The sequence below is a fragment of the Burkholderia sp. B21-005 genome (genome assembly GCF_020843965.1).
Classification (GTDB): Bacteria; Pseudomonadota; Gammaproteobacteria; order Burkholderiales; family Burkholderiaceae; genus Burkholderia; species Burkholderia ambifaria.
Genome location: NZ_CP086302.1, coordinates 605,090 through 629,434, shown reverse-complemented (window position 1 = coordinate 629,434; position 24,345 = coordinate 605,090). Strand labels below are relative to the sequence as shown.

Annotated in this window: 24 protein-coding genes; 6 read left to right on the top strand and 18 right to left on the bottom strand. The window is 66.8% G+C overall.

Features of this window, described 5'->3' with window-relative positions; genetic code table 11:
• Positions 1-12 precede the first annotated feature (12 nt).
• The 4 genes from LMA02_RS19210 to LMA02_RS19195 form a co-directional block, all read right to left on the bottom strand.
• Positions 13-1,191: a polysaccharide biosynthesis/export family protein gene (locus tag LMA02_RS19210; RefSeq protein WP_228909408.1), complete on the bottom strand. Its 1,179-nt coding sequence runs from the start codon at positions 1,189-1,191 to the stop codon at positions 13-15.
• On the bottom strand, positions 1,185-1,628 hold the full coding sequence (locus tag LMA02_RS19205; protein ID WP_166724168.1) for a low molecular weight protein-tyrosine-phosphatase: 444 nt from the start codon (positions 1,626-1,628) through the stop codon (positions 1,185-1,187). Before LMA02_RS19205 ends, LMA02_RS19210 begins: the two co-directional genes overlap by 7 nt.
• 40 nt (positions 1,629-1,668) lie before the next feature.
• Positions 1,669-3,081: a UDP-glucose dehydrogenase family protein gene (locus LMA02_RS19200; protein WP_228909407.1), complete on the bottom strand. Its 1,413-nt coding sequence runs from the start codon at positions 3,079-3,081 to the stop codon at positions 1,669-1,671.
• Positions 3,082-3,148: 67 nt separating this feature from the next.
• The gene (locus LMA02_RS19195; RefSeq protein ID WP_034176447.1) at positions 3,149-4,522 is read right to left on the bottom strand and encodes an undecaprenyl-phosphate glucose phosphotransferase; all 1,374 of its coding nucleotides are present in this window, start codon (positions 4,520-4,522) and stop codon (positions 3,149-3,151) included.
• Positions 4,523-4,950: 428 nt separating this feature from the next.
• Here LMA02_RS19195 and LMA02_RS19190 point away from each other — a divergent pair, with 428 nt between their 5' ends.
• The gene (locus LMA02_RS19190; protein WP_228909406.1) at positions 4,951-6,477 is read left to right on the top strand and encodes a mannose-1-phosphate guanylyltransferase/mannose-6-phosphate isomerase; all 1,527 of its coding nucleotides are present in this window, start codon (positions 4,951-4,953) and stop codon (positions 6,475-6,477) included.
• 120 nt (positions 6,478-6,597) lie between these two features.
• Here the strand turns inward: LMA02_RS19190 and LMA02_RS19185 are convergent, their stop codons facing one another.
• The 8 genes from LMA02_RS19185 to LMA02_RS19150 all read right to left on the bottom strand — a co-directional run bounded on the left by LMA02_RS19185 (position 6,598) and on the right by LMA02_RS19150 (position 13,594).
• Positions 6,598-7,539 carry a transposase gene (locus LMA02_RS19185; RefSeq protein ID WP_228910054.1) on the bottom strand — a complete coding sequence of 314 codons (942 nt, stop codon included), beginning with the start codon at positions 7,537-7,539 and terminating at the stop codon, positions 6,598-6,600.
• Between the two features lie 721 nt (positions 7,540-8,260).
• Positions 8,261-8,842, bottom strand: coding sequence for a DUF3501 family protein (locus LMA02_RS19180; RefSeq protein ID WP_228909405.1), 582 nt, complete (start codon positions 8,840-8,842; stop codon positions 8,261-8,263).
• A gap of 44 nt (positions 8,843-8,886) precedes the next feature.
• A complete protein-coding gene (locus LMA02_RS19175; protein ID WP_228909404.1) occupies positions 8,887-10,224 on the bottom strand; it encodes a heterodisulfide reductase-related iron-sulfur binding cluster in 1,338 nt (445 codons plus the stop codon).
• Between the two features lie 126 nt (positions 10,225-10,350).
• On the bottom strand, positions 10,351-10,773 hold the full coding sequence (locus tag LMA02_RS19170) for a rubrerythrin family protein (RefSeq protein ID WP_006752513.1): 423 nt from the start codon (positions 10,771-10,773) through the stop codon (positions 10,351-10,353).
• 211 nt (positions 10,774-10,984) lie between these two features.
• The gene (locus tag LMA02_RS19165) at positions 10,985-12,253 is read right to left on the bottom strand and encodes an RNA polymerase sigma factor (protein WP_228909403.1); all 1,269 of its coding nucleotides are present in this window, start codon (positions 12,251-12,253) and stop codon (positions 10,985-10,987) included.
• Positions 12,250-12,666, bottom strand: coding sequence for a VOC family protein (locus LMA02_RS19160; RefSeq protein ID WP_228909402.1), 417 nt, complete (start codon positions 12,664-12,666; stop codon positions 12,250-12,252). Before LMA02_RS19160 ends, LMA02_RS19165 begins: the two co-directional genes overlap by 4 nt.
• 26 nt (positions 12,667-12,692) lie before the next feature.
• Positions 12,693-13,115 carry a YciI family protein gene (locus LMA02_RS19155; protein WP_006752516.1) on the bottom strand — a complete coding sequence of 141 codons (423 nt, stop codon included), beginning with the start codon at positions 13,113-13,115 and terminating at the stop codon, positions 12,693-12,695.
• Positions 13,116-13,240: 125 nt separating this feature from the next.
• Positions 13,241-13,594: a YciI family protein gene (locus tag LMA02_RS19150; protein WP_138850166.1), complete on the bottom strand. Its 354-nt coding sequence runs from the start codon at positions 13,592-13,594 to the stop codon at positions 13,241-13,243.
• A 207-nt stretch (positions 13,595-13,801) separates the two neighbouring features.
• Between LMA02_RS19150 and LMA02_RS19145 the strand changes: the two genes are divergently transcribed.
• The 5 genes from LMA02_RS19145 (at position 13,802) to LMA02_RS19125 (ending at position 18,269) form a co-directional block, all read left to right on the top strand.
• Positions 13,802-15,604, top strand: a complete 1,803-nt coding sequence (locus tag LMA02_RS19145; protein ID WP_228909401.1) for an ExeM/NucH family extracellular endonuclease — start codon at positions 13,802-13,804, stop codon at positions 15,602-15,604.
• A gap of 44 nt (positions 15,605-15,648) precedes the next feature.
• Positions 15,649-15,915: a hypothetical protein gene (locus LMA02_RS19140; protein WP_228909400.1), complete on the top strand. Its 267-nt coding sequence runs from the start codon at positions 15,649-15,651 to the stop codon at positions 15,913-15,915.
• A 25-nt stretch (positions 15,916-15,940) separates the two neighbouring features.
• Positions 15,941-16,327, top strand: a complete 387-nt coding sequence (locus tag LMA02_RS19135) for a DUF883 family protein (RefSeq protein WP_166725263.1) — start codon at positions 15,941-15,943, stop codon at positions 16,325-16,327.
• A gap of 76 nt (positions 16,328-16,403) precedes the next feature.
• Positions 16,404-16,988 carry a YSC84-related protein gene (locus tag LMA02_RS19130; protein WP_228909399.1) on the top strand — a complete coding sequence of 195 codons (585 nt, stop codon included), beginning with the start codon at positions 16,404-16,406 and terminating at the stop codon, positions 16,986-16,988.
• Positions 16,989-17,216: 228 nt separating this feature from the next.
• Positions 17,217-18,269: an AI-2E family transporter gene (locus LMA02_RS19125; protein WP_006753353.1), complete on the top strand. Its 1,053-nt coding sequence runs from the start codon at positions 17,217-17,219 to the stop codon at positions 18,267-18,269.
• 9 nt (positions 18,270-18,278) lie between these two features.
• Here LMA02_RS19125 and LMA02_RS19120 read toward each other — a convergent pair whose 3' ends face one another.
• The 6 genes from LMA02_RS19120 to LMA02_RS19095 all read right to left on the bottom strand — a co-directional run bounded on the left by LMA02_RS19120 (position 18,279) and on the right by LMA02_RS19095 (position 24,250).
• The gene (locus LMA02_RS19120; RefSeq protein WP_228909398.1) at positions 18,279-18,782 is read right to left on the bottom strand and encodes a thioesterase; all 504 of its coding nucleotides are present in this window, start codon (positions 18,780-18,782) and stop codon (positions 18,279-18,281) included.
• A 164-nt stretch (positions 18,783-18,946) separates the two neighbouring features.
• Positions 18,947-19,963, bottom strand: a complete 1,017-nt coding sequence (locus LMA02_RS19115; protein ID WP_228909397.1) for an NADP-dependent oxidoreductase — start codon at positions 19,961-19,963, stop codon at positions 18,947-18,949.
• A gap of 35 nt (positions 19,964-19,998) precedes the next feature.
• Positions 19,999-20,787 (bottom strand): SDR family oxidoreductase, encoded by a 789-nt coding sequence (locus LMA02_RS19110; protein ID WP_228909396.1) that lies wholly within the window; start codon positions 20,785-20,787, stop codon positions 19,999-20,001.
• A gap of 455 nt (positions 20,788-21,242) precedes the next feature.
• Positions 21,243-21,830, bottom strand: a complete 588-nt coding sequence (locus LMA02_RS19105; RefSeq protein ID WP_228909395.1) for a phosphatase PAP2 family protein — start codon at positions 21,828-21,830, stop codon at positions 21,243-21,245.
• Positions 21,831-21,911: 81 nt separating this feature from the next.
• Positions 21,912-23,228, bottom strand: a complete 1,317-nt coding sequence (locus LMA02_RS19100; RefSeq protein ID WP_228909394.1) for an Nramp family divalent metal transporter — start codon at positions 23,226-23,228, stop codon at positions 21,912-21,914.
• Positions 23,177-24,250 (bottom strand): helix-turn-helix domain-containing protein, encoded by a 1,074-nt coding sequence (locus LMA02_RS19095; RefSeq protein ID WP_228909393.1) that lies wholly within the window; start codon positions 24,248-24,250, stop codon positions 23,177-23,179. The genes LMA02_RS19100 and LMA02_RS19095 overlap by 52 nt, the downstream gene beginning before the upstream one ends.
• Positions 24,251-24,345 lie beyond the last annotated feature (95 nt).

The window sequence follows — 24,345 nt, the reverse complement described above, 5'->3', positions numbered from 1 at the left end:
CCCGGCGGGCTATCAGCGCGTGATTTGCCGCATGAAGAAGATCGTCTGGATCGTCGGCAACACCTGCTGCAGCACACGGTTGAACTGCACCGAGCCGGCCGTGCTGACGTAGACGACGTCGAGCGGCTGGAGCGGGAAGCGGCTCGACAGCATCAGCGCATCCGGCTGCGTCATGTCGAGACGGAACACTTCCGGCTTCGTCGGGTTGTCATGCATCCCGCGCATCACGTAGATCTTGCGCGGGTTCGCATCGGTGTCGAGGATGCCGCCGCCGGACGTCAGCGCATCGGCGAGGGTCAGCCTGCCCTTGAGCATCGGCACGGTGACCGGCGTCTTGACCTCGCCCATGATGAACACGCGGCTGTCGCTGCGGTCCGGCACATTGATGATGTCGCCCGGCTGCAGCATCACGTTCTGCTTCACTTCGCCGCGATCGAGCACGCCGTTCGCGTCGAGCGTGTAGAGCTTGCCGTCGCGCGTCAGGCGCACGCGCTGCAGGTCGGCCTCGTTGGTCGAGCCGCCCGAGCGCGAGATCGCGTCGACCAGCGTCAGCGGCACGTCGCTCACCGCGAGCGGGCCCGGCTGCTTCACCTCGCCCGTCACCTGCACCTTCTGGCTGCGGAACGACAGCACGCGCACGTCGAGCTGCGGATTCTTCACATAGCGCGCAAGGGTGGACGCCATCTGCTCGCGGATCTGCGCGACCGTCTTGCCCGCCACGTGAATGCGGCCGACGAACGGGAAGAAGATCGTGCCGTCGGCCGACACGGTCTGGCCATACGGATCGGCCTGACCCGGCAGCGCGGTCGTATACGGCTGCTGGAGCGCGCCCGCGACCGTCTGCGTCGTGTTGCCGCCGCTCGAGAACGACTGGCCCTGCGGCGTCGTCAGTTCGGGGTGATCCCACACCGTGACGCCGAGGATGTCCTGCGGGCCGACGCGGTAGACGTACTGCGACGGATCGGTGTAACGGCCCGGCGGCAGCGGGTGCTCGACCTGCTGCTTCTGCAGCTGATCCATCACCAGCTTGGCGTCGATGTAATGAACCGGATAGGTTTCGGCCTGCCCTTGGCGGCCTTCGTCCTTCAGGTTCGACGAATCGAGATAGTTGCCGGGCGCGGTCGCGCAGGCCGACAGGAATGTCGTCATCGCGACGGCAAGCGCCAGCGGGCGCATGGGACGTTTCAGCATAGTTTTTGCAGCCATCCTTGAACCAGACGTTCGATCAATGAGTAGCTCTCGCGATAGTCGGCCTCGGGGCCGCCATGCGGATCCGCGATCTCGGCGTCCTCCCACTTTCCAAGCAGGTGAACCTTGCCGCGCGCGAACGGATCGACCGATTCGACGGCCGCGATCTGTCCGCGCTCGCTCACGAGAATCAGGTCGGCGTCGCGCACGAGCCGGCGCGACAGCCGACGCGACCGGTGCGTCGTCGCATCGACGCCGCGCTCGGCGAGCAGTTGCCGCATCACCGGATCGATGCCGTCGCCATCGTTCGCGCGCACGCCCGCGGAGTGGAACGTCGCGCGCGGGCCGCCGCGCGACGCGGTGTGCGACTTGAACAGCATTTCCGCTGCCGGGCTGCGGCAGACGTTCGCGTGACAGACGATCAGGATGTTGCGGAACATGGCGTCTCGATTCGGGTAACGGGGAACGGTGACGCGCGGGTTACGCGTTCGCGCGCGCGGCGCCCGACACGCGGGCGGCGACGGCCTGACGCGAGCCTGGGCGGCCGATCGGGTGGTATTCGATACCCTGCTCGCTCATCGCTTCCGGCTCATACAGATTGCGGCCGTCGAAGATCACCGGCGACTTCCACTGCCGGCCGAGCGCGATGAAATCCGGGCTCTTGAACGCCTTCCATTCGGTGACGATCACGAGCGCGTCGGCATCGCGTGCGGCCTGAGCCTCGTCGTCGACGAAGGTGAGGCGTTCGAGCCAGCTCGGGTGATCGGCGAGATCGAGCGCCAGCACGCGGCGCGCTTCCTGCTGCGCGACCGGATCGTAGGCGGCGATGCGCGCACCGCGCGACAGCAGCTCGGCGATCAGCTCGCGGCTCGGCGCCTCGCGCATGTCGTCGGTGTTCGGCTTGAATGCCAGGCCCCAGATCGCGAACGTGCGGCCGGTCAGGTCCTCGCCGAAGCGCGCGACGATCTTGTCGGCGAGCACGCGCTTTTGCGTCGCGTTGACCGACGACACGGCCTTCAGGATCTGCAGCGACTGGCCATGCTCGTCGGCCGTGCGGATCAGCGCTTCGACGTCCTTCGGGAAGCACGAGCCGCCGTAGCCGCAGCCCGCATACAGGAAGTGGTAGCCGATGCGCGGATCGGAGCCGATCCCGCGGCGCACGGCCTCGATGTCCGCGCCGAAGCGGTCGGCCAGGTTCGCGAGCTCGTTCATGAACGAGATGCGCGTCGCGAGCATCGCGTTCGCCGCGTATTTCGTGAATTCGGCCGAGCGCACGTCCATGTACAGCGTGCGTTCGTGGTTGCGGTTGAACGGCGCGTAGAGCTTCTTCATCAGTTCGCGCGCGCGCTCGCCCGGCACGTCGTCGTCGCAGCCGATCACGATGCGGTCCGGCCGCGTGAAATCGTCGACCGCCGCGCCTTCCTTCAGGAATTCCGGATTCGACACGACCGAGAACATCGGGTCGTCGCCGCGCTTCGCGAGTTCGTCGGCGACCGCCGCGCGCACGCGCTCGGCCGTGCCGACCGGCACCGTCGACTTGTCGACGATCACCTTGAAGCCCTTCATGTAGCGGCCGATGTTGCGCGCCGCCGCGAGCACGTACTGCAGGTCGGCCGAGCCGTCCTCGTCGGGCGGCGTGCCGACCGCGATGAACTGCACGTCGCCATGCGCGACCGCGGCCTCGATGTCGGTCGAGAAGCGCAGGCGGCCCGCCGCGCGGTTGCGCGCGATGACTTCCTTGAGGCCCGGCTCGTGGATCGGCACGCCGCCGTTGTTCAGGATGTCGATCTTCGCCTGATCGACGTCGAGACAGAACACGTCGTGCCCGATGTCGGCGAGACAGGCGCCGGTGACAAGTCCTACGTAACCGCTGCCGATGATAGTCAGATTCATGATGTGTCGGACCTCGTGACCAATGATTCGAAATTCGTAAAACCGGAACGCCTGCGCGGGCGCTGCGTCAATAAGCGTTGCTGCCGGTGAAGCCTTTCCAGAGCGTCAGCACGACGATCTTGATGTCGAGCCAGAACGACCAGTTCTGCATGTAGTACAGATCGAGCTTCACGCGTCCCATCATCTTCTCGATCTGATCGGTCTCGCCGCGAAAGCCGTTGATCTGCGCCCAGCCGGTGATGCCCGGCTTGATCCGGTAGCGGAACATGTAGCCCTTCACCAGATCCTTGTAGATGTCGTCGTGCGCGAGCGCATGGGGCCGCGGGCCGACCACCGACATCTCGCCCTTCAGCACGTTGATGAACTGCGGCAGTTCATCGAGGCTCGTGCGGCGCAGGAAGCGGCCGACCGGCGTCACGCGCGTGTCGTTCTTCGTCGCCTGCGTGACCTGCCCCGCGACTTCCTGATGCACCTTCATCGAGCGAAACTTGTAGATCTCGAACTCGTGCCCGTCGATACCCTTGCGTTTCTGGCGGAAGAACACCGGCCCGCGCGACGTCAGCTTGATCAGGCACGCGATCAGCAGCATCAGCGGCGCCAGCGCCGTGAGCGCCGCCAGCGCGAACAGCCGGTCGAACACGAACTTCGGCAGGATCCGCACGTCGGTGATCGGCGACGCCGCGAGGTTGATCGCCGGCACGCCGAGCACCTCGACCACTTCCTGGTTGAAGAACGACAGCGTGCGCACGTCCGGAATGAAGCGGATATTCACGAAGTCGTGGCGGAACACCGTCACGATCTGGTGAATCCGGCGCTCCTCCGTGATCGGCAGCGTGAGCCACAGCTCGCTGATCGCGCGGCTGCGCACCAGCCACACCAGCGATTCGAACTGCCGCTCGATGCGCACGTCGTCGAGCGCGACTTCGCCCGGCACTTCGCTTTCGTCGTATACGCATACCGGGTTGAAGCCCGCTTCCGGACGTGCCCGCATCTGCGCGATCAGCCGCCGCGCGGCCGGCGTACCGCCGACGATCGCGACCGCCTTCAGGTTGTAGCCGCCGCGCCGCAGTTGTCGCAGCACGACGTGCACGCAGGCCTTCGAGCCGGCGAGCAACGCCATCGTCACGAGCGCCCAATAGCCCAGCCACAGCCGCGACAGATCGCCCGACTGGTGGAAACTGAAGCTCATCAGGATGCCCGCGAGCTCGACCACCAGCCACGCGAACGCGACACGCCCCACCAGCCCGACGAGACGCTTGCCGCGCCACGACTGATAGATGCCGATCGCCGGAAAGAACACGACGACCAGCAGGCAGTCGAACAACACCGTCGTGCGCTGCAGATCGTTGAGCCAGATGCTGCCGTCGTGCAGCGCGGCGGCGATCAACGCCCCCAACACGACCATCGCGATATCGATGACTCTCGCCAGCACGCTCAACATGTTCGCTTCCTCTTTGAACAGGCGTTTGCCGAACAGCTCCTCGTGCAGCCCGTGCCGCACATTCGATTCAAACGTTGCATGACGCTATTGAAGCGGTAAGAAAATTCATCCTCAAGCTCACAAGTATTTCGAAAAATAATCGGAAATTCTTGCCGCGATATTCTTGAATTAAATCGGCACGTTTTCCCGAATCGAGCCCGAATCGGAGCTTTTTTTGAAAACTTTACGGTTCTCGCCAGCCCTTGGTGGCAAGGCATGCGCGCCCGATTCGCCGAATTATTTTTTATTTTTTCTTTGCGCCGGATGTCATCGCGGAAAATTTTCCCGGATACGTGCGCGAAGAGAATATCGCGCAAGGCGCCCGGTTTTATTGTCGATTTACTTCATGCTACAAACAGGCACTGACTTCAATCGAGGAGAGTGTCATCATGAATGCTCCGGCCGTGGTAGCCGATACGCGCCCATCTTCTTCCGCCGCAACCGACGCCGCTACGCGCGTCGCGGTGCAGCCGGTGATTCTTGCCGGCGGTTCGGGCACGCGTCTGTGGCCGATGTCGCGCGAACACTATCCGAAGCAGCTGATCGGCCTGCTTGGCGATCATTCGCTGCTGCAATCCACCGCACTGAGGCTCGACGGCCTCTCGACCGGTCTTCCGCTGAACGACGACGTGCTGATCGTCTGCGGCGAGGATCACCGCTTCACCACCGCTGAACAACTGCGCCTGACCGGCAAGCGTGCATCGATCATGCTCGAGCCGCTCGGCCGCGACACCGCGCCCGCGCTGACGCTCGCCGCGCTGCGCATCGTCGCCGGCGGCAGCGATGCCGTGATGACCGTGATGCCGGCCGACCACGCGGTGGCCGACCAGCCGCGCTTTCATGCGGCGGTCGCGGCCGGCGTGCACTGCGCGGCACAAGGCAAGATCGCAACGATGGGCATCGTGCCGGGCCGCGCCGAAACGGGCTATGGCTATATCCGCGTCGGCGCACCGCTCGGCGACGCCGCCACCGGCGACCTCGACGTGCGCCGTCTCGACCGCTTCGTCGAGAAGCCGCATCTCGAGCTCGCGCAGCAGTACGTCGCGTCCGGCGAGTACTGGTGGAACAGCGGCATCTTCATCGTGCGCGCATCGGTGTGGCTGAACGCGATCCGCCAGCTCGAACCCGAGATCTACGCGGCCTGCGAGCAGGCCGTCGCAAACGGCAAGGAAGACGGCGACTTCTTCCGCGTCGATCGCGACGCGTTCGCCGCGTCGCCGTCGAACTCGATCGACTATGCGGTGATGGAGCCGCTCGCGAACCTGCCGCAACTGTGCGAAAGCGTGGTCGTGCCGCTCGACGCGGGTTGGTCGGACGTCGGCTCGTGGGACGCGATCTGGCAGATCCTGCCGAAGGACGATGCCGAGAACGTCGGCCGCGGCCACGTGCTGTTCGAAGACGCCACGTCGACCTTCGCGCATTCGGAAAGCCGGCTCGTCGCGTGCGTCGGCACGCAGAATCTCGTCGTCGTCGAAACACCCGACGCCGTGCTCGTCGCCGACAAGTCCCGCGTGCAGGACGTGAAGAAAATCGTCGGGCGCATCAAGGCCGCACGCGGCGCGGAAGCGACCGATCACCGCAAGGTCCACCGCCCGTGGGGCCATTACGACTCGGTCGACATGGGCGAGCGCTTCCAGGTGAAGCGCATCGTCGTGAAGCCGGGTGCGCGACTGTCGCTGCAGATGCACCACCACCGCGCCGAACACTGGATCGTCGTGCGCGGCACCGCGCGCATCACGCGCGGCGAGGAAACCTTCCTGCTGTCCGAAAACGAATCGACGTACATTCCGCTCGGCGTATCGCACCGTCTCGAGAACCCGGGCAAGATGCCGCTCGAGCTGATCGAAGTGCAGTCGGGCGCGTATCTCGGCGAGGACGACATCGTCCGCTACGACGATACCTACGGACGCCAGTGACGCAGTGGATGCCGGGTGCGCCGTCTCGACGGTGCGCCCCGCATCACGCGCATGGAGGAGACAAAAAAATGCGCGGGCGCCGTGACACACGACGCCCGCGCGTTTTCGTTCGGATGACGATCAACCTACACGATACGCATACTCGCGGCGATCCGACTGCACCGGGTCGTTGCGGCCCTCGGACAGCACACCCGAGCGACGCTCGGCGATGAAACGCTTGATGTCCGACTCCGCACGCGCCAGCGCGGACAGGCCGGCCAGCACTTCGCCTTGCGGCACACGCACCGGCTCGTCGCTCGCACCATGGCGATCGATCCACTGGCGCGCCCAGTCGAGCGCGTACTGCTCCGCTGCTTCCGCGTCGGTAAAGCGCGGGCCGATCAGGCCCGAGCGCTCGACGCGCCGGTCGTCCTGCATGATCTCGGCCCACGCGCGGTACATCAGGTTCTGCACCGGCTGCGCGCTGCCGTAGATCGTATAGCCGCGATACTCGTCGACTTGCGGCTCGGCCGCGGCGAAGCTCGTGGCGGACGCCCGCCCGCGGCGCAACCCGGCGGGCGGCGCGCCGGGCACCGCGAACGACGCGCCGGACGGTTGGTCCGTGTTGGTGTTCGACATCGCGGCCAGCGTCGCGCCCTCGCCATCCCAAACGTTTGCCTGGGCAACCGGCAATTGCCACGACTCGGGGTTCTGCCAGAACACGCCGCGCAGACGATCGTTGTCGGGCACGGGTTCGGCACGGCACGCGGGCGCCACGGGCACGGGCGGCGGCGGCACATACGCGAACGTACGCCCGCTGAATTGGGTCAGCACGTCGATCATCTGCAGCAACGTGCCGTTCGCGAGCCACTCTTCGTAGCGGCGACGGCACGTCGGCCCGGACGGATAGCGCCCGGGCAGTTTGGACCACGCTTCACCGGTCGTCAGGATCCACAGGACCGCGTTGGCGACAACGCGCGGTTCGGCACGTGGACGGCCTCGACGGTTCAGCCGGATGGGTTCATCGGCGATCAGCGTTGAAAGACGAACCCACTCTTCATCGTTAAGCTCATCGAAGAACATAGTAGATCTCTCCACGCAGCCAGGCCGGGCTGCGATTGTCGGCGCCGTCGTCACGCTTTGCGTGACGGGGCGGCCCGGTTGCACATTATGGTTATCCGATTGTTGTGCATGCCGGCGCGACACCGCACTTTCGCGGTGCCGCCATTCCCGGCAATGGCGCACAAATCACGGTCTCACTCCAATGTGGGAATTTTTGTGCACGAAGCATACCATCCTCAGGGTTTCTCTCAATATGACAATGACTTAATGTTACGTACTGAAACAACCTGGCATGGATGCGCAATCCATTTACGCATGAATTTTTTACGCGATCGTTATGCGTGAGGCTGGGAAGCCCCGTCTGGCGGGGCTCTGCGGGGTGCGACCGAAGCCCGGCCAGCGCCCCTTCCAGGCTGTTCCGACCCTTCGCGGTAACAATCCCGGAAAGCGCCGCCTAAAATCGGTAAATCAGGGAAAACTTCGTAACAAGATATTCACGGATCGGTAAATCGTTCAAATTCAGCTGAACCGAATTATCCCCACGCGCAATCTTTTTATTGTTTCCCTGCGAGTGATGAAAGCGATCTGACGTGCAATGCACATTGTTTCCCGGCATGCAAGCGGGGACAGGCTTGTTACATCCTCGGGCCGAAGGGCAGCCGATCGCGCGACCGACGCGGCGGGAAGACCGTGTGCGGGTCGGAACGACGCGCCGGACGGACGCTGCGCGCGGCCGTGTATATCAGCGCAGATCGCCGGCCAGCGACGCGGCCACGTCCGCTTCCACTGGTTGCGGCGGCAACGTATAGGCCAGGTGGTCGCAGCCGATCGACAGCGTCGCGCCGTCCTTGAGCGCCACGCGCATCGGCGCGCTCAATTCGAAGCGCACGAAATGCACGGCGGACGTCTTCTCCGCGTTGTCGCGATCGAGATCCTCGTCGGCGATCGCGTACACGGCGGGATGCCCGTCGACCTGCAGGTACACGCGATCCTCGACGCCGATCAGCCGCGCGAGCGCCGCCCGCCGTTCAGCCTCGTGCTCGTATTCGATCTGCAGCGTCGCCTTCAGGTTGGTGCCGTCGGGCACCAGCGGCAGATAGGCTTCCAGTTCGCCTTCGATGCCCGCCTCGTCGAAGATCTTCTCGATGTGCAGCATCTCCTGGATCTGGTAGCGGATCGTGGTCTCGTCCTCGAACAGCAAGCGCAGATGGTTGCCGAGCGCCACCGCGCGGCGGCGCTTGTGCGCGACGAGCCGCGCGTGTTCGGTCTTGCGGATCTTTGCGTACGCTTCGAGCGTGAGCAGCGAGTCGCGGGTCAGCGTCATGGGATGTCCTCGGATAGGGTCAATGTCTTCGCCGGGTGGCTGCCTCAGATGCCGTACGCGCGGCGCAGCAGCGTCAGCGGATGCGCGAGCGGCGCGGCCGCCAGCCCCTTCTCGTCGATGCCCTGCACGATGTGATGGCCGGCGAGCGCGCAGTCCGACGACACGAAGTCCGGCTTCGGCTCGGCCATCGCCTTGAACACGGGCCCGCCGATCCGCATCGCGTCCGTATGGAAGGCCTTCTTCACGCCGAACGTGCCCGCATGACCCGAACAGCGCTCGACCACGTTCACGCGCGTATCGGGCACGAGCGACAGCGTGTCGGCCGTCTTGCGGCCGATGTTCTGCACGCGCGCGTGGCACGGCACGTGATACGACACGGTGCCGAGGCCCTGCTTGAAATCGGTCTTCAGCAAACCGTCGCGATGCCGCGCGATCACGTATTCGAACGGATCCCAGAATGCATCGGCCACCGCGCGCACGGCTTCGTCGTCGGGGAACATCAGCGGCAATTCGCTCTTGTACATCAGCACGCAGCTCGGGATCGCGCCGATCAGCGCGTAGCCCTCGCGCGCATAGCGCTCCAGCACCGGCATGTTCACGGCCTTCTTCGCGGCGACGCCCGCGAGATTGCCCTGCTCGAGCAGCGGCATGCCGCAGCAGGCTTCGCGCGTGACGAGTTCGTACGGGATTTCGTTGTGCGCGAGGATCGCGAGCAGGTCGTGGCCGATGCCCGGCTCGTTGAAGTTCACGTAGCACGTCGCGTAGATCGCGACCTTGCCGGGCGTGCGCTCGCCGTCGCGCACCGGCGGGCCATCCGAGCGCTTCGCGGTGCGCCGGAACTTGCGCGGCGCGAACTCCGGCAGCCACGCGTCGCGATCGACGCCGAGCGCCGCTTCGAGCGCGTGCCGCGCGGGCGGCGTGCGGTTCACCGCATTCACCGCCTGCGTGACGATCGGAATGCCCGCGAAATGGCCGAGCGCGTCGGTGTTCGACAGCACCTTGTCGCGCAGCGGCGCTTCGCCGCGCTGGTAGCGCGCGGCCTTCCCGCGCAGCATCAAGTGCGGGAAGTCGACGTTCCATGCGTGCGGCGGCACGTACGGGCACTTCGTCATGTAGCAGAGATCGCACAGGTAGCACTGGTCGACGACCTTGCCGAACGCCGCCTTCGGCACTTCGTCGATGGTGCCCGTCGGCGTGTCGTCGACGAGATCGAACAGCGTGGGGAATGCGCCGCACAGCGATACGCAGCGCCGGCACCCCGCGCAGATGTCGAACACGCGCGTCATTTCCGCATCGATCGCGGCCTGGTCGTAGAACGCTTCGGACTGCCAGTCGAGCGGATGCCGGGTCGGGGCTTCGAGACTGCCTTCCTTGTGGGGCATGGGGCGCTCCAGCGTGGCGCGCATGCGCGCGGACGCGCCGCCCGCGCTATGCGGGCAGCGATCGACGCACGGCCGCCGGTCGGCGGAATTTGCCGACCGGGCCGTGCGGCCTTGCAGGGGGCCGCGTCAGTCGACGAGTGCGTCCAGCGCCTTCGTATAGCGGTTCGCGTGGCTGCGTTCGGCCTTCGCGAGCGTCTCGAACCAGTTCGCGATTTCGTCGAAGCCTTCGTCACGTGCGGCCTTCGCCATGCCCGGATACATGTCGGTGTATTCGTGCGTCTCGCCGGCGATCGCCGATTCGAGGTTCAGCCGCGACGAGCCGAACGGCAAACCCGTCGCCGGATCGCCGACTGCTTCGAGATATTCGAGGTGGCCGTGCGCATGGCCGGTTTCGCCTTCGGCGGTCGAGCGGAACAGCGCGGCGATGTCGTTCTGGCCTTCGACGTCAGCCTTCGAAGCGAAATACAGATAGCGCCGGTTCGCTTGCGATTCACCCGCGAATGCGGCCTTCAGATTCTCTTCGGTTTTGCTGCCCTTGAGTTGAGCCATTTGCGCCTCCGTTCGAGTCGGCGCAGCCGCGTGCGAAGCCGGGCCGATGATGTATGTAGGGCACGATGCGTGCGTGAGGCGCACGCGTCGTGCCTTTTAATCTAGGCGCTGGCGATCGCATCCCCCAATAGGCTTTTTCAATCCGGGCGATAGCGGGCGGAGTGAATTGGGGACGGTTTCAGTCCCTCGCTGCGGCGGCGCTTGCCGTGCGTCACGCGTCCGTCGCCCGCTTGAGCAGCAATTCCCTTTCGCGCTCGTTGCGGGTCAATTCCGCCGCGCGGCGGAACTCGATCTTCGCCTCGTCCGTGCGGCCGAGTTTCGCGAGCAGGTCGCCGCGCACGCTCGGCAGCCAGTGATAGCGCGCGAGCGCCGGATCGTCGCGCAGCACGTCGACGATTTCCAGTGCCGCGGCGGGCCCGAACGCCATCCCCACCGCCACCGCGCGGTTCAGCTCGACGACCGGTGACGGCGCGACTTCGGCGAGCGCGTCGTACAGCGCGACGATCTGCGCCCAGTCCGTTTCCGACGCGTGCCGCGCGCGTGCATGGCACGCCGCCAGCGCGGCCTGCAGCGCATACGGGCCGCGCACGCCGCCGAGCTTGGTCGCCCGCTCGAGCGCCGCGAGGCCGCGCCGGATCAGCAGCGGATCCCAGCGGCTGCGGTCCTGGTCGAGCAGCAGCACCGGCCGCCCCTGCGCATCGGTGCGTGCATGCATGCGCGACGCCTGCAGCTCCATCAACGCGACGAGCCCGAGCACTTCGCTTTCGTCCGGCACGAGCCCGGCCAGCACGCGGCCGAGACGCAGCGCCTCGTCGCACAACGCCGGGCGCGTCCAGTCGTCGCCGGCGGTCGCCGCATGGCCTTCGTTGAACACGAGGTAGATCACTTCGAGCACCGATGCGAGCCGTGCGGGCCGTGCGGCAGCGGACGGCACCTCGAACGGCACGCGTGCCGCCGCAAGCGTGCGCTTCGCGCGCACGATGCGCTGCGCGATCGTCGGCTCGGGCGCCAGGAACGCACGCGCGATCTCGCTCGTAGTCAGCCCGCCGAGCAGCCGCAGCGTCAGCGCGACGCGCGCATCGGTCGACAGCACCGGATGGCACGACGTGAAGATCAGCCGCAGCAGATCGTCGCCGATGTCGTCGTCGCTCGCGTCGGCGAGCGCCTCCGCGATGTCGGGCACGACGTGCGCTTCGAGCGCGTCCATTTCATGCCCGAGCTGATCGCGCTTCGCCGCGTGCAGCGACTCCTGCCGGACCCGGTCGAGCGCGCGCCGCTTCACGGCCGTCATCAGCCACGCGGCCGGGTTGTCGGGCACGCCGTCGACGGGCCAGTGCTCGAGTGCCGCGACGAGCGTGTCCTGCGCGAGTTCCTCGGCCACGCCGACGTCGCGCACCACGCGCGCGGCGCGGGCAATGATCTTCGGCGCCTCGATTCGCCAGACGGCCTCGATCGCACGATGGGTCGCCTCGCGCGTCACGACGCCGGCCCCTGCCCGATCGCGTCCTGCTCCACGAATACCAGCCCCCATTCGTGGCCGTCCGGATCGGCGAAATCGTGGCTGTACATGCCCGGGTACGCCTGCGCCTGACGCGGCACGGTGCCGCCGGCCGCCCGCGCCTTCGCAACCACCGCGTCGACCTCGGCACGGCTGTCGCACGACAGGCACGGCAGGACCTGCACGTGCGTCGCCGGTTCGACGATGGTCTTGCCGGTGAAGGTCTGGAAGAACGGCCGCACGAGCAGCATCACGAAGATCGCATCGCCGATCCGGATGCAGGCGCCCTGCTCGGTCGTGTAGGCCGGCACGACCTCGAAGCCGAGCGCGACATAGAACGCCGTCGCGCGCGGCAGGTCGGCCACCGGCAGGTTGATGAAGATCGTTTTGTGCATGAAGCGCGCTCCCGGCGACGATGGATTCAGACGGCCTGGCCGCGTCCGACATGGAGTTCGCGGAACCGCTCGACCGCGTCGCTGGGCGTCAGGTCGTCGAGCTCGAACAGCGGACGCACCTCGATCTCGCAGTCCATTTCCGCACCGAACGGCGCGGGGAACCGGCGCGTCCACTCGAGCGCCTCGTCGCGCGAGCGCACCTGGATCAGCGTATAGCCGGCAATCAATTCCTTCGTCTCCGCGAACGGGCCGTCGACCACCGTGCCCTTGCCGCCGGTGTACCGCACGCGCCAGCCGCGCGCGCTCGGCCGCAGGCCGTTCGCATCGAGCAGCACGCCGGCCTTGGCCAGCTCCTCGTGATAGACCGTCATCGCCTCGACCAGCCGGTTGTCCGGCAATGCGTCGGATTCGCTGACGGCGTTCGCCCGGATCATGATCATGAATCGCATCGTTCACTCCTTGTCGTCGGTGAAAAGCGGCGTCCGTTCATCGGAGCCTTATCCCGACGACGGATGACAGGCTGCCGGATCGACATGCCGCGCGACGAGCACGGGTAAACACCAAGGCGCAGCCGTCACAGGAAGCACGGGCCGACCGCGCGCACTTCGACCGTGCACCATTGTGCAGCCGGGCACTGGCGCGCGATCTCGATCGCTTCGTCGCGCGTGTCGACGTCGACGATGAAGAAGCCGCCGACCATTTCCTTCGCCTCGGCGAACGGGCCGTCGACGAGGCGCGTCTCGCCGTCGCGCACCTCGACGCGCGTCGCGCGTTCCGAGCGCTCCAGCGATTCGACGCCGCGCAGCACGCCGCGCGCTTTGAGCGTCTCGGCGAAATCGACCATCCGCGCGTAAAGCGCCTGCCCGTCTTCGAGCGTGCGTTCGGCGCGCTGGCCGGTCGGTTCGACAATCAACAGCATGTAGGACATGGAAATCTCCTGTTGGGGGCCGTGCGCGGAAGCGTTCGGATCGCAGGCCGGAATGACACGTCAGGTGCGAAGCGTAACAGCCCCGGCCGGCCCTGCCGTCATCGTTGGCCATTCGGCACTGGCCTGATGGCCAATTCGATCGCGGCACGCGATTTTGCCGTCAAGATGCCTCCCGAACCTTCGAATTTTCTTCCTGTGTGCCACGCCATGTCACCCCTGCCGTCACCGCTCGCGCTTGCCGCCTTTCTCGTCCTGTCCGTTCCGCCCGCCATCGCCGCGTTGCCGGTCAGCGCGGGCTGCGGCGGCGCCACCACGGCGATCGCCGACATCCCGCATCCCGCGGGCCGCTCGCCGCTGGCCGGGCACACCACGTCGATCGAAGCGGTCGTCACCGCGGCATTCGGCGGCCCCGATGGCTTCGGCGGATTCTTCGTCCAGCAGGCTGACGCGCAGCGGCGACGCCGGCCGGGCGTGCCGGAAGGCCTGTTTGTGTATGCGCCGAATGCGCACGTCCGGCCGGGCGAGCGCGTGCACGCCACCGGCAGGATCGAGCAGAAATACGGCCGGACGCAACTCGCGCTGTCAGGCCGCGTGGCCGTCTGCGCGCGCGGGCATAGCGTCACGCCGGTCGCGCTGATGCTGCCGGTCGACAGCGAGTCCGTATTCGCCGCACATGAAGGCATGCGGGTGCGCTTTCCGCAAACGCTGACGGTCAGCGATACTTACGAACTCGGCCGCTACGGCAGCATCGTGCTCAGCCATGGCCGCCTGTACATGCCGACTCACGTGGTGCCGCCGGCCGAAGCCGCCGCGCAGGCGGCGGCCAATGCCCGCAACCGCATCGTGCTCGACGACGGTTCGAGCCGCGTGAACCCTGCGACCGCCCGCTATCCGCCGCCTGCGCTGAGCGCCGCCAACACGCTGCGCGCGGGCTACACGGTGCGCGGCATCGAAGGCGTGCTCGAGCGGCGCTACGGCACGTGGCGACTGCAGCCCGTATCGTCCTCGGCGCCCGCCTTCGATGCCGCGTCGAATCCGCGGGCCGATGCGCCGGCACGGCATCCGCAAGCCGACGTGCGGGTCGCGTCATTCAACGTATTCAACTACTTCAACGGCGACGGCGCGGGCGGCGGCTTCGGCGATCCGTCCGGCCGCGGCGCGAAGACGCCCGCCGCCTTCGCTCGGCAGGAAGCGAAGCTCGTGGCCGCGCTGCGTGCGCTGCGCGCCGACGTGATCGGCCTGATGGAAATCGCGAACAACGGTCACGGCCCTGCGAGCGCCGTGCAGCGGCTCGCGGCCCGGCTCGGCGGCAACTGGCGCGCGGTCGACCCCGGCACCGCACGGCTCGGGCACGATGCGATCGCGGTCGCGCTGCTGTATGACAGCCGGACGATCGAGCTCGTCGGGCGCGCCGCGACCGTCGCGCTCGACGGCCGGAATCGCCCGCCGCTCGCGCAGACGTTCCGTCGCATCGGCGGCACCCGCGCGTTCACGGTCGCAGTCAACCACCTGAAGTCGAAGAACTGCCCGCACGCCACCGGCCCGGATCTCGACCATTCGGACGGCCAGGGCTGCTGGAATGCGACGCGTACGCGCGCGGCTGAACGCGTCGCCGCCTGGCTTGCCACGTCGCCGACCGGCGCCGCGGCCGACGGCGTGCTGCTGATCGGCGATCTGAACAGCTACGCGAAGGAAGACCCGCTGCGCGCGCTCGAATCGCGCGGCTACGCCAACCTCGTCGCCCGCTTCGCCGGCAATGCCGGCTACTCCTATGTATTCCGCGGCGAAGCGGGGAACCTCGACCACGCACTCGCCACGCCGCCGCTCGCCGCCCGCGTGAAAGCCGTGCATGCCTGGCACATCAACGCCGATGAACCGATTGCACTGCAATCCGTGCCCGATTACAAAACCCCGGCGCAACAGGCCGCCTATTACGCACCCGATGCATACCGTTCGTCGGATCACGATCCCGTCGTCATCGACCTTGCGCTGGAGGGAGGTGCCATCTGAGCCGCCGCGGGCACAAACCCTGCTCAACGAAAGAATGGCAATTAGTGCAATTGCATCAACAGAACGCATGCAACGGCACTATTTACCTGACAGGCCGGGCGACGCCATATTTACCGGGCTTTCACGGCGGCAATGGTCTCCTTTATGGCGCTTCGCCCGATCTCGAAATTTTTTCAACCGCCGCCTCACCCCATCGCGCGGTGCTTCCGGGGGATCTTGCCGACGAATTGAAAATTTGTCTCGAAACTCAATTGGCTGATTTGAATCACACTGGTTGCTGGGATTCGTCTTATCTTCAAATTGGCCTGTAAATCAAATCGAAGGAGGATAAACACCATGGCGCTCACTGACTCGATCGAACACAAGCTGGACCGCGGTCTGTCCGAAATCCGTCGCACCGGCCGGCGCGTCGGACGCACGACGCGCTCGGCCGCCCGCGACCTGCATGCGGACGTGACCGACGATCTGCGCGGGCTGGTCGATGAACTGGAAGACCTGCTGAAGAACGATGGCGACGGCGATATCGCCGCGCTGCGCAAGCGTGTGCAGGCGCGGCTCGACGAAGCGCGCAGCACGCTCGACCACGCGTCGGGTAGCGCGGCCGCCCGGTTGCGCGATTCGGCCGAACGCGTGTCGCAAGCCGTGCACGAGAACCCGTGGCAGACCGCGGGCGTCGTCGCGGGCCTCGCGTTCGCCGCCGGCCTGCTCCTTTCCCGCCGTTGAACGGGGCCGGTTGCCCCGCTGCCCGGACCCCTGCCCGGACCGTCCCTCCTCAACCCGACAACGAAGGAGAATCGCCATGCAGAAATCCCTCGCCCTGAAAGCCGCCACCGCCGTCATGGTCGGCAGTCTCGCCCTTGCCGGTTGCACCATGACGTCCGACAAACCCGACAACGCAGCAGCCAGCGCGTCGAAACGCCAGTCGATCGACGCGAGCGTGAACGCGACGCTGTCGCGCCTCTATTCGACGGTGCCGGGCTCGCGTGAACTCGTCTCGAAGTCGCGCGGTGTGCTGGTGTTCCCGAACGTGCTGCAGGCCGGCTTGATCGTCGGCGGCCAGTCCGGCAACGGCGCACTGCGCGTCGGCGGCAATACCGTCGGCTACTACAACACGTCGTCGCTGTCGGTCGGCCTGCAGGCCGGTGCGCAATCGAAGGCGATCGTGTTCCTGTTCATGACGCAGGATGCGCTCGACTCGTTCCGCAAGTCCGAAGGCTGGTCGGCCGGCGCCGACGCGTCCGTCGCGGTCGTGAAGGTCGGTGCGAACGGCGCGGTCGATTCCAACACGGCCACCGCGCCGGTCCAGGTACTGGTGCTGACCAACGCCGGCCTGATGGGCGACCTGTCGGTGAACGGCACCAAGGTCACCCGGCTCCACATCTGACGATCCGGCGCGGCGCCGCCGCGCTCCTCCCCGGCAACGCCGCGGCTCCGGCCGCGGCGTTTTCGCGTGCGCCGCGCGCAGCGGCTATGATGGCGACACCTTTGCGGGCATACTGCCGATCGGGCCGCCTGCAGCGCGCTTCGCCGCGAACCCGTGACGTTCGCGAGCCGATCGCGCCCGAGGCAACGAGATTCAATCAAACCAGGCATCAATCTGCGCGAACCATCCATGGATAGCGGACACGATCACCAAAAATTCTTTTATTTCCTGCTGTTCGCGGTCACCGTCGGACTGTGCTGGATACTCGCGCCGTTCTCCGGCGCCGTCTTCTGGGGCACCATTCTCGCGATCCTGTTCCAGCCGGTGCAGCGCTGGCTCGCCGCGCGTTTCGGCAAGCGGCGCAACCTCGCCGCGCTCGTATCGATGTCGCTGATCATCCTGATCGTGATCCTGCCGCTCGTGTTCGTCACGGCGACGCTCGTGCAGGAAATCGCGTACGTGTACCAGGAACTGAAGGACGCGCAGCCGAATTATTCGCGGTACTTCCATGACATCATTCACGCGCTGCCGACGTCGATCCAGAACCTGCTGCAGAAATACGGGCTGTCCAACATCCCCGGCATCCAGAAGAAGCTGACCGACGGCGCCGCGCAGATCAGCCAGTTCGCGGCGACCCAGGCGCTCAGCATCGGCCAGAACACGTTCCAGTTCGTCGTCAGCTTCGGCGTGATGCTGTACATGGTGTTCTTCCTGCTGCGCGACGGCGGCGAAATCGGCCGCCGCGTGCGCCGCTCGATACCGCTCGACGAAGAGCACAAGAACCTGCTGCTCGCGAAGTTCACGACGGTGGTGCGCGCAACCGTGAAAGGCAATATCGCGGTCGCGCTCGTGCAGGGCGCGCTCGGCGGCCTGATCTTCTGGATCCTCGGGATCGAGGGCGTCGTGCTGTGGGGCGCGCTGATGGCGTTCCTGTCGCTGCTGCCGGCGATCGGCGCGAGCCTCGTGTGGATACCCGCCGCGCTCTACTTCCTCGCGATCGGCGCGATCTGGAAATGCGTGATCCTCGTCGCGTTCTGCGTCGGCGTGATCGGCCTCGTCGACAACCTGCTGCGCCCGATCCTCGTCGGCAAGGACACGAAGATGCCCGACTGGGTCGTGCTGATCTCGACGCTCGGCGGGATGGCGCTGTTCGGGATCAACGGCTTCGTGATCGGGCCGCTCGTCGCCGCGCTGTTCATGGCAAGCTGGGACATCTACGCGCGCTCCGAACAGGGGGAATGACGCCGCGCGTCACGGATGACGAATCCTGATCACGACGGGCGCCACGGCGCCCGTTTTCATTTCCGGCCCTGCCACCGTCATCACGCCGCCATGCGGGCCGATGCGATGAGCTCGCCCCGATACGAGCGGCATGCTTCGATCGTCGCGTGCATCGCGCCAGGTCGCGCGAATCTCCGCTCCCGCCGACTGCACAAGCGGCTCGCCGTCCGGCCTCACGAGCGCCACGTGCGCACCCGGCAGGCGCCGGCCGTGCGCATCGAACCGGAGCGTCGCCGCCGTCGCGGTGTCCGCCGCTTCGATCGAGGGCGCGTCGAATGTCACGTCGTACAGATCGACGAGCGCACCGGTGAATCGCACGATGCCATCCGCATTCGCGTGCCCGGCCGCGCCGGCGCCTGACATCGCGCACGCGATGCCGAGCCCCGCTGCGATGACTCGCAGCCTGTCGCACATGCGCCGCATCGTTCGATCGCGCATCACCGCCGATGCCGCGTGCGTTGCCTTCGTTCGCATGTTTCCCTCCCTTCTCGCCGCGCCAATAAAAACGGCGGCGTGACGCGCATGTCACGCCGCCGTTTGCTGACGATTACTGTAAGGAGAGCAACCGAAACAATATATGGGACAAGTCCTAAATCGATGTCCGCCTGTTCGAACTCAACGCGCGCGAGCGCTGCCGCTCACGCGTCGGGATCGACACGCAGCACGAGCTTGCCGCGATGGTCGCCGTCGAACAGGCGATTAAGCACGTCGGGGGCGTTTTCGAGCCCGTCGGCCACGGTTTCCTCGGCCTTGAGGCGGCCGTCGCGCAGCCAGCCGGCGAGCGTCTGCACCGCTTCGCGGCTCTTGCGGTAGTCGAGGATCAGGAAGCCGCGCATCGTGATGCGCTTCGAGATCAGCACGCCGACGTCGTCCGCCGCGCGGCCGCTGTTGTAGTTCGAGATCACGCCGCACAGCGCGACGCGCCCGCCGATCACCATCCGCGACAGCACCGCGCGCATCACTTCGCCGCCGACGTTCTCGAAGTTCACGTGCACGCCGTCCGGCGTCGCCGCCTTCAACTGCTCGCGGAAATCGTCGGCCTTGTAGTCGACGGCCGCGTCGAAGCCGAGCGTCCCGGTCAGGTAGCGGCACTTGTCCGCGCCGCCTGCGATGCCAACCACCCGTGCGCCGTGGATCTTGCCGATCTGGCCGGCGATCGAGCCGACCGAACCGGCCGCCGCCGACACGACGAGCGTCTCGCCGGGCTGCACCGGCGCGATGTCGGTCAGCCCGTAGTACGCGGTCAGGCCGCTCATCCCGCACGCGCCGAGCAGCGTCGGCAGCGGCAGGCCCGACTGCGCGGGCAGCTTCACGAGCTGCGCGGCCTGGTCGGCCGCGACGACCGCATAGTCCTGCCAGCCGACGAGCCCCTGCACGAGGTCGCCTTCCGCGAAACCCGCGTGGCGCGACGCCACCACGCGCCCGATGCCGAGCGCGCGCATCACCTCGCCGATCGCGACGGGCGGCAGGTATTGCGGCACGTCGCTCATCCATACGCGGTTGGTCGGATCCATCGACAGATACAGCACGCGCACGAGCACTTCGCCGTCGGCGAGCGCCGGCACGGGTGTTTCGACGAGCGAAAAGTGTTCGCGGCCGACCCGCCCTTCCGGGCGCGTCTTCAGCAACAGCTGGCGGTTCACGGGTGTCGACACGATGTTCTCCTCCGGTTGGTATTGTCGATTGCGCGTCAGACCGCGCACATGCCGCCGTCGATCACGAGTTCGGCGGCCGTCACGAAGCGGCTTTCGTCCGACGCCAGATAGACGGCCGCATGCGCGACGTCGTCCGGATCGCCGAGCCGGCGCAGCGGAATGCCGCGCGCGAGCTTGCGCGTCGCATCGCGTTCGCCGAGCGACTGGAACAGCGGCTCGACGATCCCCGTGCGAATGAACGCCGGGTGAATCGAGTTGCAGCGCACGTCGAGCTCGCGGCGTGCGCAGTCGATCGCGACCGACTTCGTCAGCGACGCGACCGCGGCCTTCGACGCGTTGTACGTGGTGAATTCCGGCTCGACCTTGAACGCGGCCACCGACGAGATGTTGATGATCGACGCCGGCCGGCTCGCGCCGAGGTACGGCAGCGCATGCTTGCAGCCGAGCACGATGCTCTCGACGTTGATCGCCATCACGCGCCGCCACTCGTCGATCTCGATCTGCGCAGGCGTGCCGATCGACCCGACGCCCGCATTGTTGACGAGCACCGACAAGCCGCCCATCGCTTCGTTCGCCTGCGCGAGCAGCGCCTGCCAGTGCGCGTCGTCGCGCACGTCCTGCGTGGCCGCGAACGCGACAGGCGCCGCGTGCCCCGCATTGAGTTCGTGCGCGAAGGCGTCGAGCACCGCCGCGTCGGCGATGTCGGTCAGGAACACGCGCGCGCCCTGCTCGACCATCCGGCGCGCGATCGCGCGTCCGAGGCCGCCTGCGGCGCCCGTGATGTACGCGCACTTGCCTGCGAGGCGCGAGGAAACGACTGTCATGGGACCTGCTCCTATCGTGAATCGTCGTGGCGGACCGGTGCCGCGACGGCGGTTGCCGTGCGCCGGCCGACGGCCGCGCGGTTTGCGCGAGTATAGCGAGCCGGCCGCACCGCGCCGGACCAATCGGGCAGGTCGCCGCTGCAGGCCCCGATCGAACGAACGCCAGCGTACGCGATTGCCGCCAATCGATGTAATGAATATTCGTAATGCCCGGTCATAGACACGGCTCATGGCCTTCGCAGCCGCAGCCGCAGCCGCAGCCGCGGCCGCGACCGGCGCGACGCACAGGCGCAGGCGCGGCGCGGCCGATTACCGCAAATACCGGTTCGACGAAGGCCGCACGCAGGCGTTTGCCGATGACAGGGAACGAATGGAACCAGGAATAGCGCGCGGGCAGCGCCGCGGCGAAGACCGCATCCGGCACCGGGGCATTGATGCCCCGGAACCAGCCGCCGTCAGAACCCGTCGCCGGACGCGCGCATGAACGCGCAGACCTGAGGGGAATGCGTGTCGATCATCTGCTGGAACGGTGCGCGATTTCCGTACGCGATGCCGGACACGAGCAGCAGGCAGACGGCCGCGACGCGCGGCGAGAACGAGCGCTTGTGCGTGCGGACATAGGCGCGCAGGAACACCAGCGCGACCAGCGCGCCGAGCAGCCAGCCGACGACGACTTCGGGAATCGTGTGCGAATGGTCGAACACGCGCGCGGCGGCCGTCACCGCGCCGACGGCGAGACCGGCCGCCACGCCCGGCGCCTTGCCCGGACGGAACGCCTGCCACAGCATCGACAGCGCGACGGTCCACACGGACGTCGACAGCATCGTATGGCCGCTGATCACGCGGAAATCGAACTGCGGGATCTCGACACCGCAGCCCGCATAGAGAATCTTGGTGGCCCCGACCAGGCTCATGCCGGCCGCGAGCAGCACGATCCAGCGCACCGCGAGCCGCCAGTTGGACAGCGCGAGCCAGACCGCGCAGGTCAGCGCGACCGGCAGGGTCAGCGCGGCGTCGCCGAGGTTGCTGATTTCACTCCACATGACACACATCGAACGGCTAGCGAAAGGCCGCAGTTTAACGCAAGCGCGCGACGGGCCTGTTTCAGCCTGTGACAGGCTGTATCAGCCCGCGACACCCGTAATCAGCAGCAGGTTGGTGCCGGTGATGACGACGAACAGCGCCCATGCGGCGACCTGCATCTTGCGGCCGATCGCATGCTCGCCCATCGTGTTGCGATCGCTGACCGACTGGATCAGCGGCCACATCGCGAACGGCAGTTGCAGGCTCAGCAGCACCTGGCTCCAGACGAGCAGTTGCCCGACCGACCCTTCGCCCAGCCATAGCACGCCGATCAGCGCGGGCACCAGCGCGAGCCCGCGCGTGATCAACCGGCGCTGGTAGCACGGGATTTTCGTGTGCAGGAAGCCGTCCATGATCACCTGGCCGGCGATCGTGCCGGTCAGCGTCGAGCTCTGCCCGGACGCGAGCAGCGCGATGCCGAACAGCAGCGCGGCCGCGCCGCCCGCGATCGGCGTGATCAGCCGGTACGCCTGTTCGATGTCGGTGACGTCGTGCTGGCCGGTCGCATGGAACGCCGCGCCCGCGACGATCAGGATCGCCGCATTGACGAGCATCGCGACGAACAGCGACACGCAGGTATCGATCCGCACCAGTGCGAGCGTGTCGCGAATCAGGCCGCGCGCGCCGCCGACCACATGGCGCGTCTGTACGACCGACGAGTGCAGATACAGGTTGTGCGGCATGATCGTCGCGCCGACGATGCCGAGCGCGAGCACGATCGCGTCCCTGCTGTCGTGGCCGGGGTTCCCTGGCACGAGCCCCTTCGCGACCGCATGCCAGTCGGGCGGCGTGATCGCGACCTGCGCGACGAAGCAGAACGCCATCGTCGCGATCAGCCCGAGCACGATCGCCTCGATCTGCCGGACGCCCTTGCCCTGCAGCCCGAGCACGATCACCGTGTCGAGCGCAGTCAACACGATCCCCCACGCAAGCGGCACGCCGAGCAGCAGCTTGAATGCGAGCGCGCAGCCGAGCACTTCTGCGATGTCGCACGCGATGATCGACACCTCGGCGGTCACCCACTGCACGACGCGGCCGAAGCGGCCGTAGCGATCGTAGCTGGCCTGCGCGAGATCCTTGCCCGCGACGAGGCCCAGCCGCGCGGCGAGCATCTGCAGGAAGATCGCGGCGAGGCTCGAGAACGCGACGACCCACAGCAGCGAATAGCCGAATTGCGAGCCGGCCTGGATGTCGGTGGCCCAGTTGCCGGGATCCATATAGCCGATCGCGACCAGCAGGCCCGGGCCGAAGAAGCGCTTGAGCTTCATCCAGCGCGACGCGCCGGCGTCGATCGTGATGCTGCCCTTTACTTCCGACGGGCAGAAGGGGGCGGTGGCGGTAGTGGGGAGCAAGGGCATGGAAACCGGGGATCGTGATCGCGACACGGTGATTTTACGGTTTTCCGCTCCGTTTTCCCGCGCGGCTCGGCGCGCACGCCCCGGCTCGCCCGCTCGCCGTCGGCTTTCGCGGGCTGCGGCGCGGGCTGCGGATCGGGCTGCGGATCGGGCGCCCCGGCGCCGTTCGTCAGGATCCGCTCGCGCTCGGCGATGCGATATTCGGTCGGCGACACGAGGAGACGCTGGCGAAACAGCTTCGCCAGACGCTCGCCGCTGCCGAAGCCCGTGCGGCGTGCGACCTTGTCGGCCGGCAGCGTCGTGTGGATCAGCATGTGGCAGGCGCGCTCGAGCCGCACGTGCTGCACGAATTCGGTCGGCGTCACGCCGATTTCCTTCTTGAAGCGCCGCAGGAAATTACGCTCGCTCATCGCGGCCGTCCGCGCGACGTCCGCGATCGAAATGCGGTTCGCGCTCTGCGCGCGCAGCCGCTGCGCCGACATCCGGATCGACGGGCTCGCGCTCAGCTCGCGAAACGCCCACATCGACTGTGTATAGCGTTGCTCGACCGGCCGCATCAGGTTGCTGGCGATCTCCTGCGCGGCGCTGTCGCCGAGATCGGCGCGGAACATGTCGAGCACGGCCGCGAACACGTCGGCCTCGCCGCCCTGCGGTTCGATCGTGGCCGCCGCGCCACGGGTGCGATCCGTTCGCGGCTGACCGGCATCCGTCTGCCGCTGCGACGCCGCGAGCGTCGACAGGTCCATCGCATCGACGATCCAGCGCGCATGCCGATGAATGTCGGTCAGGCGGCGGCGCAACGCATCGCTCCAGTTGACCGACGCGCGATCACCGTGAAGATGAAAGAACGCGCGCGCACGATGGCCGTGCTCGTCGCCGAGCGCATCGGCGGCGATCTGCACGCCGGACGACGACTGCAGCAGTCCCCCGCTTTCGGATACGTACTTCAACTGGTAATCCGCACTGAGCGCATGCAGACGATTCGCCAGGTTGAAGGCCTCGCCGAGACGCGCGGCCTGGGCCAAGGAAAACCCCGTACTCAAATAGACAACGACCCATCTCTGATCTGCTGCTTCCACTGACCAAGCCCCCGGACTGTTTCGACTTCTTGTATTACCGT